This window comes from Variovorax paradoxus (genome assembly GCF_024734665.1).
Classification (GTDB): Bacteria; Pseudomonadota; Gammaproteobacteria; order Burkholderiales; family Burkholderiaceae_C; genus Variovorax.
Genome location: NZ_CP102931.1, coordinates 7,184,757 through 7,198,562, shown reverse-complemented (window position 1 = coordinate 7,198,562; position 13,806 = coordinate 7,184,757). Strand labels below are relative to the sequence as shown.

At 67.6% G+C, this 13,806-nt stretch carries 14 protein-coding genes; 5 read left to right on the top strand and 9 right to left on the bottom strand.

Going from position 1 to position 13,806, the window contains the following annotated elements:
- Positions 1–4 precede the first annotated feature (4 nt).
- Positions 5–637 carry a LysE family translocator gene (locus NWF24_RS33705; RefSeq protein WP_258352305.1) on the top strand — a complete coding sequence of 211 codons (633 nt, stop codon included), beginning with the start codon at positions 5–7 and terminating at the stop codon, positions 635–637.
- 6 nt (positions 638–643) lie between these two features.
- Here NWF24_RS33705 and recG read toward each other — a convergent pair whose 3' ends face one another.
- Positions 644–2,770: an ATP-dependent DNA helicase RecG gene (recG, locus tag NWF24_RS33700; protein WP_258352304.1), complete on the bottom strand. Its 2,127-nt coding sequence runs from the start codon at positions 2,768–2,770 to the stop codon at positions 644–646.
- A gap of 81 nt (positions 2,771–2,851) precedes the next feature.
- Between recG and queA the strand changes: the two genes are divergently transcribed.
- Both queA and tgt read left to right on the top strand, forming a co-directional pair.
- On the top strand, positions 2,852–3,964 hold the full coding sequence (gene queA / locus NWF24_RS33695) for a tRNA preQ1(34) S-adenosylmethionine ribosyltransferase-isomerase QueA (RefSeq protein WP_258352303.1): 1,113 nt from the start codon (positions 2,852–2,854) through the stop codon (positions 3,962–3,964).
- Between the two features lie 34 nt (positions 3,965–3,998).
- Complete coding sequence (gene tgt / locus NWF24_RS33690; protein WP_258352302.1) at positions 3,999–5,171, top strand: tRNA guanosine(34) transglycosylase Tgt; 1,173 nt, start codon at positions 3,999–4,001, stop codon at positions 5,169–5,171.
- 21 nt (positions 5,172–5,192) lie between these two features.
- Here tgt and NWF24_RS33685 read toward each other — a convergent pair whose 3' ends face one another.
- Positions 5,193–5,561, bottom strand: a complete 369-nt coding sequence (locus tag NWF24_RS33685) for a hypothetical protein (RefSeq protein WP_258352301.1) — start codon at positions 5,559–5,561, stop codon at positions 5,193–5,195.
- Between the two features lie 136 nt (positions 5,562–5,697).
- On the opposite strand from NWF24_RS33685, the gene NWF24_RS33680 reads away from it, so the two are divergent.
- Complete coding sequence (locus NWF24_RS33680) at positions 5,698–6,480, top strand: SDR family NAD(P)-dependent oxidoreductase (RefSeq protein WP_258352300.1); 783 nt, start codon at positions 5,698–5,700, stop codon at positions 6,478–6,480.
- 72 nt (positions 6,481–6,552) lie between these two features.
- Here NWF24_RS33680 and NWF24_RS33675 read toward each other — a convergent pair whose 3' ends face one another.
- From NWF24_RS33675 to NWF24_RS33645, 7 genes are all read right to left on the bottom strand, one after another.
- A complete protein-coding gene (locus NWF24_RS33675) occupies positions 6,553–6,933 on the bottom strand; it encodes a DUF3597 domain-containing protein (RefSeq protein WP_093055446.1) in 381 nt (126 codons plus the stop codon).
- 137 nt (positions 6,934–7,070) lie between these two features.
- On the bottom strand, positions 7,071–8,141 hold the full coding sequence (locus NWF24_RS33670) for a zinc ribbon domain-containing protein (protein ID WP_258352299.1): 1,071 nt from the start codon (positions 8,139–8,141) through the stop codon (positions 7,071–7,073).
- 21 nt (positions 8,142–8,162) lie between these two features.
- Positions 8,163–8,981, bottom strand: a complete 819-nt coding sequence (locus NWF24_RS33665) for a DUF2145 domain-containing protein (protein ID WP_375338431.1) — start codon at positions 8,979–8,981, stop codon at positions 8,163–8,165.
- Positions 8,978–9,436 carry a hypothetical protein gene (locus NWF24_RS33660; RefSeq protein WP_258352298.1) on the bottom strand — a complete coding sequence of 153 codons (459 nt, stop codon included), beginning with the start codon at positions 9,434–9,436 and terminating at the stop codon, positions 8,978–8,980. The genes NWF24_RS33665 and NWF24_RS33660 overlap by 4 nt, the downstream gene beginning before the upstream one ends.
- Positions 9,437–9,463: 27 nt before the next feature.
- A complete protein-coding gene (locus NWF24_RS33655) occupies positions 9,464–9,970 on the bottom strand; it encodes a YiaA/YiaB family inner membrane protein (RefSeq protein ID WP_258352297.1) in 507 nt (168 codons plus the stop codon).
- Positions 9,971–10,096: 126 nt separating this feature from the next.
- Complete coding sequence (locus tag NWF24_RS33650; protein ID WP_258352296.1) at positions 10,097–12,052, bottom strand: MFS transporter; 1,956 nt, start codon at positions 12,050–12,052, stop codon at positions 10,097–10,099.
- Positions 12,053–12,066: 14 nt separating this feature from the next.
- Positions 12,067–12,921, bottom strand: coding sequence for a hypothetical protein (locus NWF24_RS33645; protein WP_258352295.1), 855 nt, complete (start codon positions 12,919–12,921; stop codon positions 12,067–12,069).
- 149 nt (positions 12,922–13,070) lie between these two features.
- Between NWF24_RS33645 and NWF24_RS33640 the strand changes: the two genes are divergently transcribed.
- Complete coding sequence (locus NWF24_RS33640) at positions 13,071–13,805, top strand: helix-turn-helix domain-containing protein (protein ID WP_258352294.1); 735 nt, start codon at positions 13,071–13,073, stop codon at positions 13,803–13,805.
- The last annotated feature ends 1 nt before the right edge of the window (position 13,806 follow it).

Here is a 13,806-nt window from a genome sequence, read left to right as displayed (position 1 = left end):
CGCCATGACCCTGTCTGCCTACCTGCTCTTCCTGCCGGCCTGCTTCGCCATCAACATGGCATTCGGCCCCAACAACCTGCTGTCGGTGACCAACGGCGCGAAGCATGGCGTCTCGCCGGCAGTGATCGCGGCCAGCGGCCGGCTCGTGGCCTTCGCGATCATGATCGCCATCGCGGGGCTGGGCATGGGTGCAGTGCTGGTGGCGTCGGAGCTGGCCTTCGACGTCATCAAGTACATGGGCGCGGCGTATCTCGTGTGGATCGGCATCCGCCTGCTGCGCGCCCCGGCGCCAACGGCTGAGGTGCAGGCGCGCGATGCCAGCGCACCGCCCTCCATGCGCGCGCTGGCGCGGCAGGAGTTCACCGTGGCGGCGGGCAACCCGAAGGCCATCCTGGTGTTCACCGCCTTTTTTCCGCAGTTCGTGGTGCCCGGTGCCTATGCCTCCAGCTACATGCTGCTGGGCGTGACCTTCCTGGTGTTCGAGCTGGTCGCGATCGCGCTCTACGCGATGCTCGGTGCGCGCATGCGCCGGCTGGCCGACGGCAGCCGCGCGATGCGCTGGTTCAACCGGGTGAGCGGCAGCATGATGGTCGGCTTCGGGCTCATCCTGGCCTTCACGCGCCGCCCTGCGGCCTGATCTTCCTCAGGCTTTCAGGTACTCGGCCTTGGTGCCGAGCCAGCGGTCGATGTGGCGCTGGGCCAGGTCGGGGTGCTTGCGGAGCATGACCGGCGCGAGTTCACGGGCCCAGTCGAGCAGCAGCGTGTCGGTCGTGAGGTCGGCAAAACGCAGCAGCGGTGCGCCCGACTGCCGCGCGCCAAGGAATTCGCCGGGCCCTCGAATCTCCAGGTCGCGCCGTGCGATCTCGAAGCCGTCGCTGGTCTCCGCCATCGCCTTGAGCCGCGCACGCGCCGCCTCGCCGACGCGGCCACTGTCGCCCGGCGCATAGAGCAGCACGCAGGCCGAGGCCGCCGCGCCGCGCCCCACGCGGCCGCGCAGCTGGTGCAGCTGCGAGAGGCCGAAGCGCTCGGCATGCTCGATCACCATCAGCGAGGCATTGGGCACGTCGACGCCCACTTCGATCACGGTCGTGCTCACCAGCACCTGGATCTCATTGGCGGTGAACGCGGCCATCACCGCCTGCTTCTCGGCCGTGGGCATGCGCGAATGCAGCAGGCCGACCTGAATGGGCTCGCCCAGCGTCTCGGCCAACTCGTCGCGCGTTTCGGTCGCGTTGCGCAGGTCGACCGCTTCGCTCTCCTCGATCAGCGGACACACCCAGTACACCTGCCGGCCCTGCGCGATCTGCGCGTGGATGCGGTCGATGACTTCGTCGCGCCGGTGGTCGGCCACCAGCTTTGTGACGATGGGCGTGCGGCCCGGCGGAAGCTCGTCGAGCGTCGAGACGTCGAGGTCGGCGTAGTAGCTCATCGCGAGCGTGCGGGGGATGGGCGTGGCGCTCATCATCAGCAGATGCGGCTCCAGATGCCCACCGGCCTTGCCGCGCAAGGCCAGCCGCTGCGCGACACCGAAGCGATGCTGCTCGTCGATGATGGCGAGCGCGAGGTTCTTGAAGCGCACCTTCTCCGAGATGACCGCGTGCGTGCCGATGACCAGAGCCGCCTCGCCGCTTTCAACGGCGGCCGACATCGCATCGCGCTCCTTCTTCTTCTGGCTGCCCGTGAGCCATGCCACGCGCAGGCCGCGCTCGGCCAGCAGCGGATCAAGCCAGCCGACCAGCTTGCCGAAATGCTGGGCCGCGAGGATTTCGGTGGGGGCCATCAGCGCGCACTGGAAACCCGCGTCGATGCAGCGCGCCGCCGCGAGCGCCGCCACCACGGTCTTGCCCGAACCCACGTCGCCCTGCAGCAGCCGGTGCATCGGTATCTCGCGGCCCAGGTCGCGCGTGATTTCTTCGCCGACGCGTTGCTGCGCGCCGGTAAGGCCGAAGGGCAACACCGCGAGCAACTGCGCATGCAGCGAGCTTGCGACCGGCTCGGCAGGCGCGGGCAGCACCGGCGCGCGCTGTGCTGCGCGCTCCAGCCGGGCCTGCAGCTGCGACAGCTGCTGAGCGAGCAGTTCCTCGGCCTTGATGCGCTGCCAGGCCGGATGGCTGTGGTCTTCGAGCGTGGCCATAGCCACGTCGGGCGTCGGGTAGTGCAGAAAGCTCAGCGAGGCGCGCAAGTCCCACGCACCGCGCAGGCCGATCTGCACGGGAATCGTCTCGTCGAGCACCGCGCGCGCAAGGCCCGAACGCACCTCGCGCCGCAGCACCGGCTGCGCGAGCCCTGCCACGGTCGAATACACCGGCGTGAGCGCATTCGGCAGCGCGGTGCCGGCCGCCTTCACGGTCGGGTGCATCATCTGCCGCCCCACAAAACCGCCGCGCATCTCGCCCCGCACGCGCACCCGCGCGCCGATCGCCAGCTGCTTCTGCTGCGAGGGATAGAAGTTGAAAAAGCGCAGCTGGCAGGTGTCGCTGCCGTCGTCGATGGTGGCCAGCAACTGGCGGCGCGGACGGTACACCACCTCGCATTCGGTAACAACGCCTTCGACCTGCGCCATGTCGCCATCGCGCGTGTCGGCCAGCCGCACGATGCGCGTCTCGTCCTCGTAGCGCATCGGCAGGTAGAGCGCGAAGTCGATGTCGCGCACGAGGCCGAGCTTGCGCAGCGCGCGCTGCACGAGGCTCAGGCCCGAACCTGGTGCAACCGGTGCCGCAGGCGCGGCTGCGGTCTTTTCGGGCGGTTCGGGCTTGGACGCGGCGGGCATGGGACAATTCTGCCCGGCTCCCGCCCTGTTTTTCTTTTCCCCATGCCTCCTTGGCACGGGCCCGTCCGGCCCTCAAGCACCATGCGCGCCTTCACGCTCTCCGATTTCGATTTCGCATTGCCACCCGAACTGGTGGCGCAACACCCGGCCACCGAACGCACATCCTCCCGTCTGCTCGACGGCACAGGGCCCGCCCCGGTCGACCGCATCTTCAAGCACCTGCCCTCGCTGCTGCGCGCGGGCGACCTGCTGGTCTTCAACGACACGCGCGTAGTCAAGGCGCGCCTGTTCGGCGAGAAGCCCACCGGCGGCAAGCTCGAACTGCTGGTCGAGCGCGTGCTGCAGGGCCACGAGGTCGTGGCGCACATGAAGGTCAGCAAGAAGCCGCCTGTAGGCACCACGCTCGAGATGGTCGGCGGCTTCCGCGCCACCTTGCTAGGTCGCTGGCCCGACGAGCAGGGCGCGCTGTTCCGCTTCGGCTTCGAGAGCGACGCGGGCGAAGATCCGTATGCGCTGATGGCCCGCTGCGGCCACGTGCCGCTGCCGCCCTACATCACGCACACAGATTCGGCCGACGACGAAAGCCGCTACCAGACCGTGTTCGCGCGCGTGCCCGGCGCGGTGGCCGCACCCACCGCCGCGCTGCACTTCGACGAAGGCCTGCTGGCCGAACTCGAAGCGCGCGGTGCGCAGCGCGCCAACGTCACGCTGCACGTGGGCGCCGGCACCTTCCAGCCGGTGAAGACCGAGAACATCGCCGAACACACGATGCACGCCGAGCGCTACGAAGTGCCCGAGGCCACGCAGCGCGCCATTGCCGGGTGCAAGGCACGCGGCGGTCGCATCGTCGCGGTCGGCACGACCACCGTGCGCACGCTCGAATCGTGGGCCAAGAGCGGCGAGGCCACGGGCGACACGCGCATCTTCATCACCCCGGGCTTCGCCTTCGAACACGTCGACCTGTTGGTGACGAACTTTCATTTGCCCAAGAGCACGCTGATGATGCTGGTCTCGGCCTTCGCGGGCTACGAGCGGGTGATGGCGCTGTATGCCCACGCCATTGCCCAGGGCTACCGCTTCTTCAGCTATGGCGATGCCATGCTATTGGAGCGCGAGACAGCGACGCTCGCGGAATTGCAGGCCGAATTGCGCGGCATCCCCACAAGCATCCTCGATGACGCCGAGCGTTTTTGATTGCGTGCCTCGATCAACCACACCCCGAATTCCGATGCTCTCCTTCGAACTCCTCAAGACCGACCCCGACAGCCACGCGCGCCGCGCCACGCTCACGCTCAACCACGGCAAGGTGCAGACGCCGATCTTCATGCCCGTGGGCACGTACGGCACCGTCAAGGGCGTGATGCCGCGCAGCCTGGAAGAGATGGGTGCGCAGATCATCCTGGGCAACACCTTCCACCTGTGGATGCGCCCCGGCCTCGACGTGATGGCGAGCTTCGGCGGGCTGCATCAGTTCGAGAAGTGGGACAAGCCCATCCTCACCGACTCGGGCGGCTTCCAGGTGTGGTCGCTGGGCGCAATGCGCAAGATCAGCGAAGAGGGCGTGAAGTTCGCGTCGCCCGTCAACGGCGACAAGCTGTTCCTCACGCCCGAGGTCTCGATGCAGATCCAGACCATCCTCAACAGCGACATCGTGATGCAGTTCGACGAGTGCACGCCCTACGACACCAAGGGCCACATCACGACCGAGGCCGAGGCGCGCATCTCGATGGAGCTGAGCCTGCGCTGGGCCAAGCGCTGCCAGAGCGAGTTCGCGCGGCTCGAGAACCCGAACGCCCTCTTCGGCATCGTGCAAGGCGGCATGTTCGAGAACCTGCGCGAAGAGTCGCTGGCGGCGCTGGTCGACATGGACTTTCCGGGCTATGCCATCGGCGGCGTGAGCGTGGGCGAGCCCAAGGAAGAGATGCTGCACATCATGGGCCACACGCCGCACCGGCTGCCCGCGAACAAGCCGCGCTACCTGATGGGCGTGGGCACGCCGGAAGACCTGCTGCAGGGCGTGGCCGACGGCGTCGACATGTTCGACTGCGTGATGCCCACGCGCAATGCACGCAACGGCACCCTCTTCACGCGTTTCGGCGACCTGAAGATGCGCAACGCGCGCCACAAGAGCGACCCGCAGCCCATCGACCCGAGCTGCACCTGCCACGCCTGCGCGGGCACCTCGGGCGTGAGCTGGAACGACGGCGGGCGCGAGGGCTTCAGCCGCGCCTACCTGCATCACCTGGACCGCTGCGGCGAAATGCTGGGGCCGATGCTCACGACCGTTCACAACCTGCACTACTACCTGAACCTGATGAGCGAGATCCGCGAAGCGCTGGACGCGGGCACGTTCACGGAGTTTCGCGCGCGCTTCAAGTCGGAGCGCGCACGCGGCGTCTGACGCCCCCGGGGCTGCCAACCGCTACTTCAAAGGTTGGATCGGCAGCGGCGTCGCATAGGGCTCGATGCGCAGCAGCTCGTTCTTGAAGACGACGATCTGCTTGAGCGGCGCCTGCACCAACGCGCCGCCCGCGTCCTTGTGCGAGGCGTACTGCCAGAGCGTGAGCTGGCCCTTCGCGGCGAGCTGCGCAGCCAGCCGCTCCACGGCGGGGTTGGAACCCGCGCCGAGCTGCGCCGCATCGACGCCCACGACAACCTCGTCGCGCGGCGAGACCACCTTGAAAAGCTGCACAGGCGCTGCCGGCGCCTGGGCGCGAACTGAGCGCACAGCCAGGGCGGCAGGGAGAAGCGAGAGCGCAAGGAGGGCGCGGCGGGGAAAGGTCTTCGTCATGCAGGCAAGCGTAGTCACGCAGGCCCGCGCTGCCCATTCGCCGTAAGCCATACGCCGGCCGGCGGCCCCGCGCCCGGCAGGGGCACATGCATCCGGTACGCTTGCCGACTCTCCTCACCGCTGTTGCCGCATTCACATGACCGACGCATCACAACTTTCGCCCTACACCGCCCGCTATCCCTCGCTGGCCGGGCGCACCGTGTTCATCTCCGGCGGCGCCAGTGGCATCGGCGAATCGCTGGTGCGGGCCTTTCATGCGCAGGGCGCGAAGGTCGGTTTCTGCGACCTCGATGCTGCTGCCGGCAACGCGCTCGCGGCCCAGCTGCAAGGCGAGCACCCGGCGCTGTTCGTACCGTGCGACGTGACCGATACAGTCGCGCTCGCCGCCGCCATCGACGCGGTCCGCCAGCGCTTCGGACCGATTGCCGTGCTGCTGAACAACGCAGCCAACGACCGCCGCCACGAAATGGCCGACGTGACCAGCGAAGACTTCGACCGCCTCGTGGCCGTCAACTTCAAGCACCAGTTCTTCGCCGCGCAGGCGGTGGCCGACGACATGCGCGCGCTGGGCGGCGGCTCGATCGTCAACTTCGGCTCCATCAGCTGGATGATCAAGGGCAAGGGCTACCCGGTGTACCAGGCCTGCAAGGCGGCGGCGCGCGGCCTCACACGTTCGCTGGCGCGCGACCTGGGCAAGCAGAACATCCGCGTGAATTCGATCGTGCCGGGCTGGGTGATGACCGAGCGGCAGATCAAGCTATGGGTCAAGCCCGAATCGGGCGCGGAGATCGATGCGGCGCAATGCCTGCCGGGGCGCGTGATGGCGGAAGACATTGCGGCGATGGCGCTGTTCCTGGCGGCGGACGATTCGCGCATGTGCACAGCGCAGGACTATGTGGTGGACGCAGGCTGGACCTGAAGCCTTTCTTCGCCTCCTCCACCAAGCAAAAAGCCCGGCATGCCGGGCTTTTTGATGTGCGTTGCGAGCAGGTCAGTCGCGCAGTTCTGCGGGCACCTTGCCACCGTTGGCGGCCAGCTTGGTCATCACCTGGCGATGCAGCCAGATGTTCATCTTGGCGCTGTCGCTGGTGTCCGAGCCGTAGCTCAGTTCGGCGGCCAGTTGCTTGCGTGCGTCGAGGCTGCTGTCCAGGCCCAGGAGCTTCATCAGGTCGACGATGGAGGTGCGCCAGTTCAGGCTGCTCGCGCCGGGCATGCCGTCGAGCAGAGCCTCGACGTCCACCACGGTGATGGCGGGCGGCGGCGCTGCCGCGGCGGGGGCGCCTGCGGGTGCGTCAGGGGCCGGCGCAGCAGGTGCGGGCGCGGCGTTTGCGGACGGGAAAATCTTGGAAAGGATGCTGCCGAAAATGCTCATGCTGGTGCTCCGTCGAAGGGGTTGGCTGAAAATCTGCGGCAACGTTTGTGTCGCAGTCGGCGGTTGTAGCACGACCGTGCGGCATACCAGCTACACGGTGTGTCGATCGGGCCGCCTCCTGTGACCGAATTCGCAGACTACGCGGCAGGCGATGCAATGGGCGGCAACACGCGCGGCGCGGCCGAGGTTCCGCAGGCATGGCAGAACTTCGAGAACGCGCTCTTGCGCGTCTCGCAATTGCCGCAGTGGTCGAACAGGCCAATGCCGCAGTGCGGGCAGAAGTCGATCTCGTTGTTCTTCAGGTCCACCGGCCGCTCGCAGCCGGGGCACACGCTCTTGCCCAGGCGCGCGAGCGCTGTGTCGTAGCTGAGCTCTTCGCGCCGCACCTGGTCGGGCTGCTGCTCGGCCAGCTTCTGCCGCGCCAGGTAGCGGTTGAGCGCGACGATGGCATAGCGCCCCACCAGCACCGTGAGCACGATGCCCACCACGTAGCGCACATAGCCGCCATAGCTCGGCAGATAGGGCACCAGCTCGACGAAGAAGGCGAACAGCGCGAAGAAGATGAAGCCCCACACGAACGGCCAGTAGGTGCTCTTGCGCTTCTTCACAAACAGCCAGCCGGCTACTAGCAGCAGCGGCAGCGTAAGCGCCAGCCGGTAGGCGAACACGCGCAGCTCGATGCGGCGGTATTCGGCGTCGAGCTTGATCTGCGCGTCGCGCTCCAGGTCGGCAAGCGCCGTACGGGCGCGCTGCTCGGCCTGGCGCGCATCGAGCGCGATCTGCTGCTGCGCGTTGACCTTGCGCTGCAGCTCGTTTTCTTTCTGCTTGAAGGCGTCGAGCGTCTTGGTGCGCGCGATGAGCTCGGTGTCCTGGTCGGGCTGCGCGGTGGCGCGGCGCGTGGCGATCCAGTTGCCGAAAGTCTCGCGCGCATTGGCGCTGGCCTGCTGCGCGGCGTTGAGCTGCAGGCGGATCTGATCCAGGTCGCGCGCGGCCTCCAGCTCAGCGGCTTCAGAGGCCTTGATGGTGGCGCGCAGCGGCTCGGCCTTGGGCTTGTCGATGAAGTCGTCGAGCTGGCGCACGCGCTCCACTTGCGGCAGGTCGCTCACGACGGTGCTGCCGAGCCCGATGAGGAAGCTCGCGAACACCAGCGCCACCAGCCAGAGGCCGCGGCGGAACCATTTTTCGGAAAGGCGCAGGGATTTGCTCATGTTGTTTTCTCCTCGTTCTCGTTATTGAAGCCTGAGTGTCACCGGCGCCGCGCCCAGCCCGGCACGCGGCAGCCACGCGAACACCGAATCGACCGTCACCGTCTCGATGCGGTCCGAGAACCGCTTGTCGTTCGGATGATCGTCGAAGGCCACGTTTGCCGAGCCTACGCGGCCGCCCAGCCGGGTGAGTGGCCCGAGCTTCAGCGTGGTCGGCTCGTAGCCCTTGAACTGCATCCAGGCCTGCGCCTGCGTGCGGTTGACGATGGTGGCGGGTTCCATGGCGGCGGCCAGCGTCTCCACCGCCCACTGGTTCGACTGCTGGTACTTCTGGCCCCAGACGTAGCTCACGATGCTGTACGGCGCGATGTGCAGCCGCACGATGCGCGCGGGCGATTCGTTCAGCACGGCCAGCAGATGCGTCTGCACGTCGGGCGTGGGCACGACCCAGGCCGCCTCGTAGCGCCACGGGTCGTCGAGGAAGAACTCGCCCAGCCCCTGGCGGTAGATGGCCGCCACCGCGGTGCCGCACTGGTTGAGCTTGTGCACCACGCGCCACGGGCCGGCATCGGTCTTGTAGGCGAAGCCCAGGTGCGAATAGCGCAGGCCGTACTTGCTCAGGTCTTGCCCGGCGCGCGCGAGGATCACGACGCGCGCGCCGCTGGCGTCGAGCGCCTGCGAGGTGCGCTCGGCCATTTGCATGCCCTTGACGATCACGTCGGGCGTCGGCCTGACCTGCTCGCACGAGCGGCCGGCCCGCGCCTGCATCGGCAGCAAGGCCATCGCGGCGAAGACGACGACGGTGGCGAGCCCGCAGAACACGGGCAGCGCGCCGCGCTTCATGACAGCCTCTCGTTGTAGAGCAGCGCGCGGCCGATGGCGTTGGGCACAAAGGCCAGCACTTCACCGGCGGCCGACAGCACGACGCCCGTGCCGATCACGCTGACGACGACGCTGGTGCCAACCGCGTTCGATACGCCGTTGGCGGCGCGCCCTGCCACCTTGATGCTGGCGCGCGCGCCGTCCGAGGCGCGTTCGAGCACGTACACCGTGCCGTCGGCAGAGGCTTCGACCGCGACCACAGTGAGCGTCGAGCCCGCCACCGACAGCGCGGCAGGCAGCGCGACCGCCGCGGTGGCCGAAGCCCCGACAGCGGAGGCGGTGACCACCACCGATGCCACCGGCATCAGCGAGAGGGCAATCGAAGCCTCGCTCTGCGCCTGGGCATGCAGGGGAACCGTGACGCCGGCGAAGGCGGTGCAGGCGGCGACGAGGACAGCGGCAATCGACTTTTTCATGATGGGCTTTCGTTGATCGGACATGGGTTATTCGGCAGAGGAAGCAGCGGCTTCGGCGCGGGCCTGGCGGCGGCCCTGCAGGCGGGCTTCGGCCATGTCGGCTTCATGGCGGTCGCGCAGCGTCTTGGCCAGCGTGAAGGCCGAGCTGATGAGGAACAGCCAGCTCACGCCCAGGAAGGCCTTGTAGGCCTCGTTGATCTCCATGCGCACGAGGCCCCAGCCGGTCAGGCCCATCGCGGTGAAGAAGCTGCCCCAGACGACCAGCTTCCACATAGGCACGTCACGGCCCGCATCGGCGCCGCGCTCGGCGGCCTGCTGGCTGTCGCGCACGAACTTGGCCAGCATGAAGGCGGTGCTCAGGCAGAACACGTAGCCCATCACCATGAACGCCCGGTCCAGCGCCTCCCCTGGCAGCCAGCTCAGGCCGGTGGCGCACAGGAAGACGGCGATCGCGAACGAAGCCCAGGCCTGGAACTGCCAGGCCCGCGTGTCGCGCTGGATGAAAACGGTCGAGGTGGATGAGAGGGGTTGCATGTGTGCCTCGCGGCGTAGTGAAGGTGAGCGAATGATGGTTCGCCCCCGCACCGCGAGGCTTGAATGCTTGCACCAGTGGCGGCTTTCAGCGCCACCGGTATCTGCAACTGATACTTTTGCGGTGTCTCAGGCGCCCAGCAGGGCGCCAACGCGCTGGCGCAGCGACTCGGGCTGCACCTCGGCCGGCGGCACGGGGCCGCCGACGTTCAGGCCCACGCGGCTGAAGAAGCCGCGGCGGAAGGGCTTGGCCATGGCCACCTGCTCGCCGCCACGCAGCTCGATGCGGCTGAAGTACGAGCCCCAGAGGTTGATCAGCGCCATCGGGATCACCGGCGGCTCCAGGCCTTCGGCGCGCGCGCTCTCGACGATCTTCATCACGCCGCCCTTGAAGGGCTGCAGCGTGCCGTCGCGCGTGATCGCACCCTCCGGGAAGATTGCGAGCAGGTCACCCTCGCGCAGCACGCCCAGCGCCTTGGCAAAGGCCGCTTCGTACGCTGCCGGGTCTTCCTTCTGTGGCGCGATGGGAATGGCCTTGGCCAGCTTGAACAGCCAGCCGAGCACCGGCACCTTGAAGATGCGGTGGTCCATGATGAAGCGGATCGGCCGCGGGCTCGCCGCCATCAGCAGCACCGCATCGATGAAGCTCACGTGGTTGCACACCAGCACCGCCGCGCCCTCGGTGGGAATGTGCGACTCGCCCTTGATGTCGAAACGGTAGACAAAGCGCGACAGCACCCAGGCCACGAAGCGCAGCAGGTACTCGGGCACCAGCATGAAGATGTAGAACGCCACCACCGCGTTGGCGATGCCGGTGAACAAAAAGATCTGCGGAATGGTGAAGCCCGCCCCCAGCAGCGCACCGGCGATGACCGAGCTGCCGATCATGAACAGCGCGTTGAGGATGTTGTTCGCCGCGATGATGCGCGCGCGGTGCGTGGGCTGGCTGCGCAACTGGATCAGCGCGTACATCGGCACGCTGTAGAGCCCCGCGAACAGCGACAGCAGTGCCAGGTCGGCCATCACGCGCCAGTGCGCGCCCTGGTGCACGAAGGCGCCGATGCCCATCTCGGGCACCTTGGGCAGCCCGCGCGAAGCAAAGTACAGGTCGATGGCGAACACGCTCATGCCGATGGCGCCCAGCGGCACCAGGCCGATTTCCACCTGCCGGCGGCTCAGCGTCTCGCACAGCAGCGAGCCGACGCCGATGCCCACCGAGAACACCACCAGCAACAGCGAGGCCACCTGCTCGTCGCCGTGCAGCACTTCCTTGGCGAAGCTCGGAAACTGGCTCAGGAACACCGCGCCGAAGAACCACATCCACGAAATGCCCAGCAGCGAGCGGAACACCACCACGTTCTCGTTCGCGAGCTTCAGGTTGCGCCAGGTTTCGCTGATGGGGTTCCAGTTGATGACCAGCCCCGGGTCGGTGGCCGGCGCCTGCGGAATGGCCTGCGCCACGCCCCGCCCCACCAGCGCCAGCAGCACGCAGCCCACGGCCACGCTCATGTGGCCGATCTGCGGCACCGCCACCAGCAGCCCGCCCGCGACCTGCCCGAGCAGGATGGCAACGAAGGTGCCCATCTCGACCATGCCGTTGCCGCCCGTGAGCTCGCGCGCATCGAGCACCTGCGGCAGGTAGGCGAACTTGACCGGCCCGAACAGCGTGGAATGCAGCCCCATGAGGAACACGCAACCCAGCAGCACCACGGCATTGGCCGTGACGAAGCCCCAGGCCGCAATCAGCATGATGACGATCTCGAGGTTCTTGACGAAGCGGATCATCTTCGTCTTGTCGAACTTGTCGGTGAGCTGGCCGGACGTGGCCGAGAACAGCAAAAACGGCAGGATGAACAGCGCACCGATCACCAGCCCCGCCATGGCAGGCGGCATCCAGCTCAGCTGGAGCTGGTAGGTCACCATGACGGTGAAGGCGAACTTGAAGAGGTTGTCGTTCGCCGCGCCAGCGAACTGGGTCCAGAAGAAAGGCGCGAAGCGCCGCTGCTTGAGGAGGGCGAACTGGTTGGCGTGGGCGTTCGCTTCATGGGCCACGGGTGTGGCTGCGGCAGCGGCGGGATTTGTCATTCGAAGAGTGCTCCTCAGGCGGCCACGGCGGCGGCGCCCGGATTGTGCCGTAGTGCGGCTTCCCAGCGCATTTCGAGCTTGTGGAGCGCAAGCACCACGGGCAGCCCGGCGAGCGAGGCCGTCAGATGCTTCAGCGTATGGCCTGAAACCGTGTGCCGCGTGAATTCGTAGATCTGGTGGTCGGCCATCTCGAAGGCCTTGGCCAGCACGTAGAAGAAGATGACCCAGCCCAGCTTCAGCCCGAGCGACTTGCGCATCGGCGTGGCCAGCGCCAGCGTCACCACCAGCGCCATGCCGCCGAACTGCACCAGCGCCCAGGGCATGACGTTGCCGGTTTCCTGGAACACCTCGGCCGAGAGCAGGCCGGCCGTCAGCACGAACCAGGCGGCGGGCCAGCCGGCGCGCTGGCTCACCCGCTCGCAGACCGCCACCCCGATCAGCCCTGCGAAGGCCACCGCCATGCCGGCGCGGTCGGCAGCGAGCCGGGGGGCGTCGGGCACGAGGTGGAAGAAGGCCGAGCCCGCGGCGGTGGCGATCAGGCCGGCGAAGAAGAGCCAGGCGCAGTCCAGCGTGTTGTCTGGCGGGTCGCTGGCGGGCGGGGCCAGGGGGAATTGCGACAGCGCTTCCTGGTGCGAGCGGTCGATGCGGTTGAGCCGGTACAGGCCCCACAGGCCGATCACCACGAAGGGAATGTTGCTCAGCACGTCCATCGCGTTGGGCAGGCCGTGCCAGGCGCGGTCGTCGGCGAACACCGAGGCGATGGCGACTTCGGCGGCCGGCAGATCGGGGCCGAAGAAGGCGATCAGCGTAAGCAGCGCGAAAGTGAAAAGCAACCCGCGTTCGCGGCGGCTGAGAGAGGGCAGAAGCATGGCGGTCCTCGGTGGGGGTGGGTCGGTACGAGCCGCGGAATTTAGTGGCGGGCCGCTCCACAGGCATCGAGAATCGATACGTGGCACTAATTCACACCTGACGGTATCTTCAATCGATACTTGCCGGCGCCCGTGTACGCTTCCGGGCCATGAGCACCACCGTCGATCTCGTCCAGGCCCTCAAGAACGAACTCAAAAGCGCGCGCATGACCTACGCCGACCTGGCGCGGTCGCTCGATATGGCCGAATCCAGCGTCAAGCGGATGCTGGCCAAGAGCGACATGCCGCTGTCGCGCGTGGACGCCATCTGCCGGGCGCTGAAGATCGATTTCGCCGAGCTGGCGCGCCGCGTGGCCGACGCCCAGCCGCTGCTGAAGGAGCTGACGCACGAGCAGGAAAAGGCCGTGGTCAAGGACAAGAAGCTGCTGCTGGTGGCCATCAGCGTGCTGAGCCAGTGGACGCTGGAGCAGATCGTGACGGCCTACCGCGTGAGCGAGGCCGAGTGCATCGGCTGCCTGGCGCAGCTGGACCGCATCGGCATCATCGAGCTGCGCCCACTCAATCGGTATCGCCTGAAGCTCGCCAAGACCTTCCGCTGGCGGCCGCACGGCCCGGTGATGGAGTTTTTCCGCGAGAACGTGGTGCTCGACTACTACCGCGGTGGCTTCGACGGCCCGGCCGAGGGGCTGCTGCTGGTGCACGGCTCGATCAGCCGCTCGCTGGCGCCGGCCTTCCTGGAGCGCCTGCAGCGCGTGGCGCAGGACTTTGCGCAGCAGCACCAGACTGACCAGAAGCTGTCAGCCAAGGACCGCGAGGGCTACACGCTGCTGCTGGGCATGCGCAACTGGGAATTCGAGCTCTTCACCCGCCTGCGGCGGGCCTGAA

Bases quoted from the DNA above. Each gene is read 5' to 3' on its own strand.
- NWF24_RS33665 (WP_375338431.1), bottom strand. From the start codon at position 8,981: ATGAAGCGCGGCGCGCTGCCCGTGTTCTGCGGGCTCGCCACCGTCGTC.
- NWF24_RS33675 (WP_093055446.1), bottom strand. From the start codon at position 6,933: ATGAGCATTTTCGGCAGCATCCTTTCCAAGATTTTCCCGTCCGCAAAC.
- NWF24_RS33645 (WP_258352295.1), bottom strand. From the start codon at position 12,921: ATGCTTCTGCCCTCTCTCAGCCGCCGCGAACGCGGGTTGCTTTTCACT.
- recG (WP_258352304.1), bottom strand. From the start codon at position 2,770: ATGCCCGCCGCGTCCAAGCCCGAACCGCCCGAAAAGACCGCAGCCGCG.
- NWF24_RS33680 (WP_258352300.1), top strand. From the start codon at position 5,698: ATGACCGACGCATCACAACTTTCGCCCTACACCGCCCGCTATCCCTCG.
- queA (WP_258352303.1), top strand. From the start codon at position 2,852: ATGCGCGCCTTCACGCTCTCCGATTTCGATTTCGCATTGCCACCCGAA.
- NWF24_RS33670 (WP_258352299.1), bottom strand. From the start codon at position 8,141: ATGAGCAAATCCCTGCGCCTTTCCGAAAAATGGTTCCGCCGCGGCCTC.
- tgt (WP_258352302.1), top strand. From the start codon at position 3,999: ATGCTCTCCTTCGAACTCCTCAAGACCGACCCCGACAGCCACGCGCGC.
- NWF24_RS33655 (WP_258352297.1), bottom strand. From the start codon at position 9,970: ATGCAACCCCTCTCATCCACCTCGACCGTTTTCATCCAGCGCGACACG.
- NWF24_RS33705 (WP_258352305.1), top strand. From the start codon at position 5: ATGACCCTGTCTGCCTACCTGCTCTTCCTGCCGGCCTGCTTCGCCATC.
- NWF24_RS33650 (WP_258352296.1), bottom strand. From the start codon at position 12,052: ATGACAAATCCCGCCGCTGCCGCAGCCACACCCGTGGCCCATGAAGCG.
- NWF24_RS33685 (WP_258352301.1), bottom strand. From the start codon at position 5,561: ATGACGAAGACCTTTCCCCGCCGCGCCCTCCTTGCGCTCTCGCTTCTC.
- NWF24_RS33660 (WP_258352298.1), bottom strand. From the start codon at position 9,436: ATGAAAAAGTCGATTGCCGCTGTCCTCGTCGCCGCCTGCACCGCCTTC.
- NWF24_RS33640 (WP_258352294.1), top strand. From the start codon at position 13,071: ATGAGCACCACCGTCGATCTCGTCCAGGCCCTCAAGAACGAACTCAAA.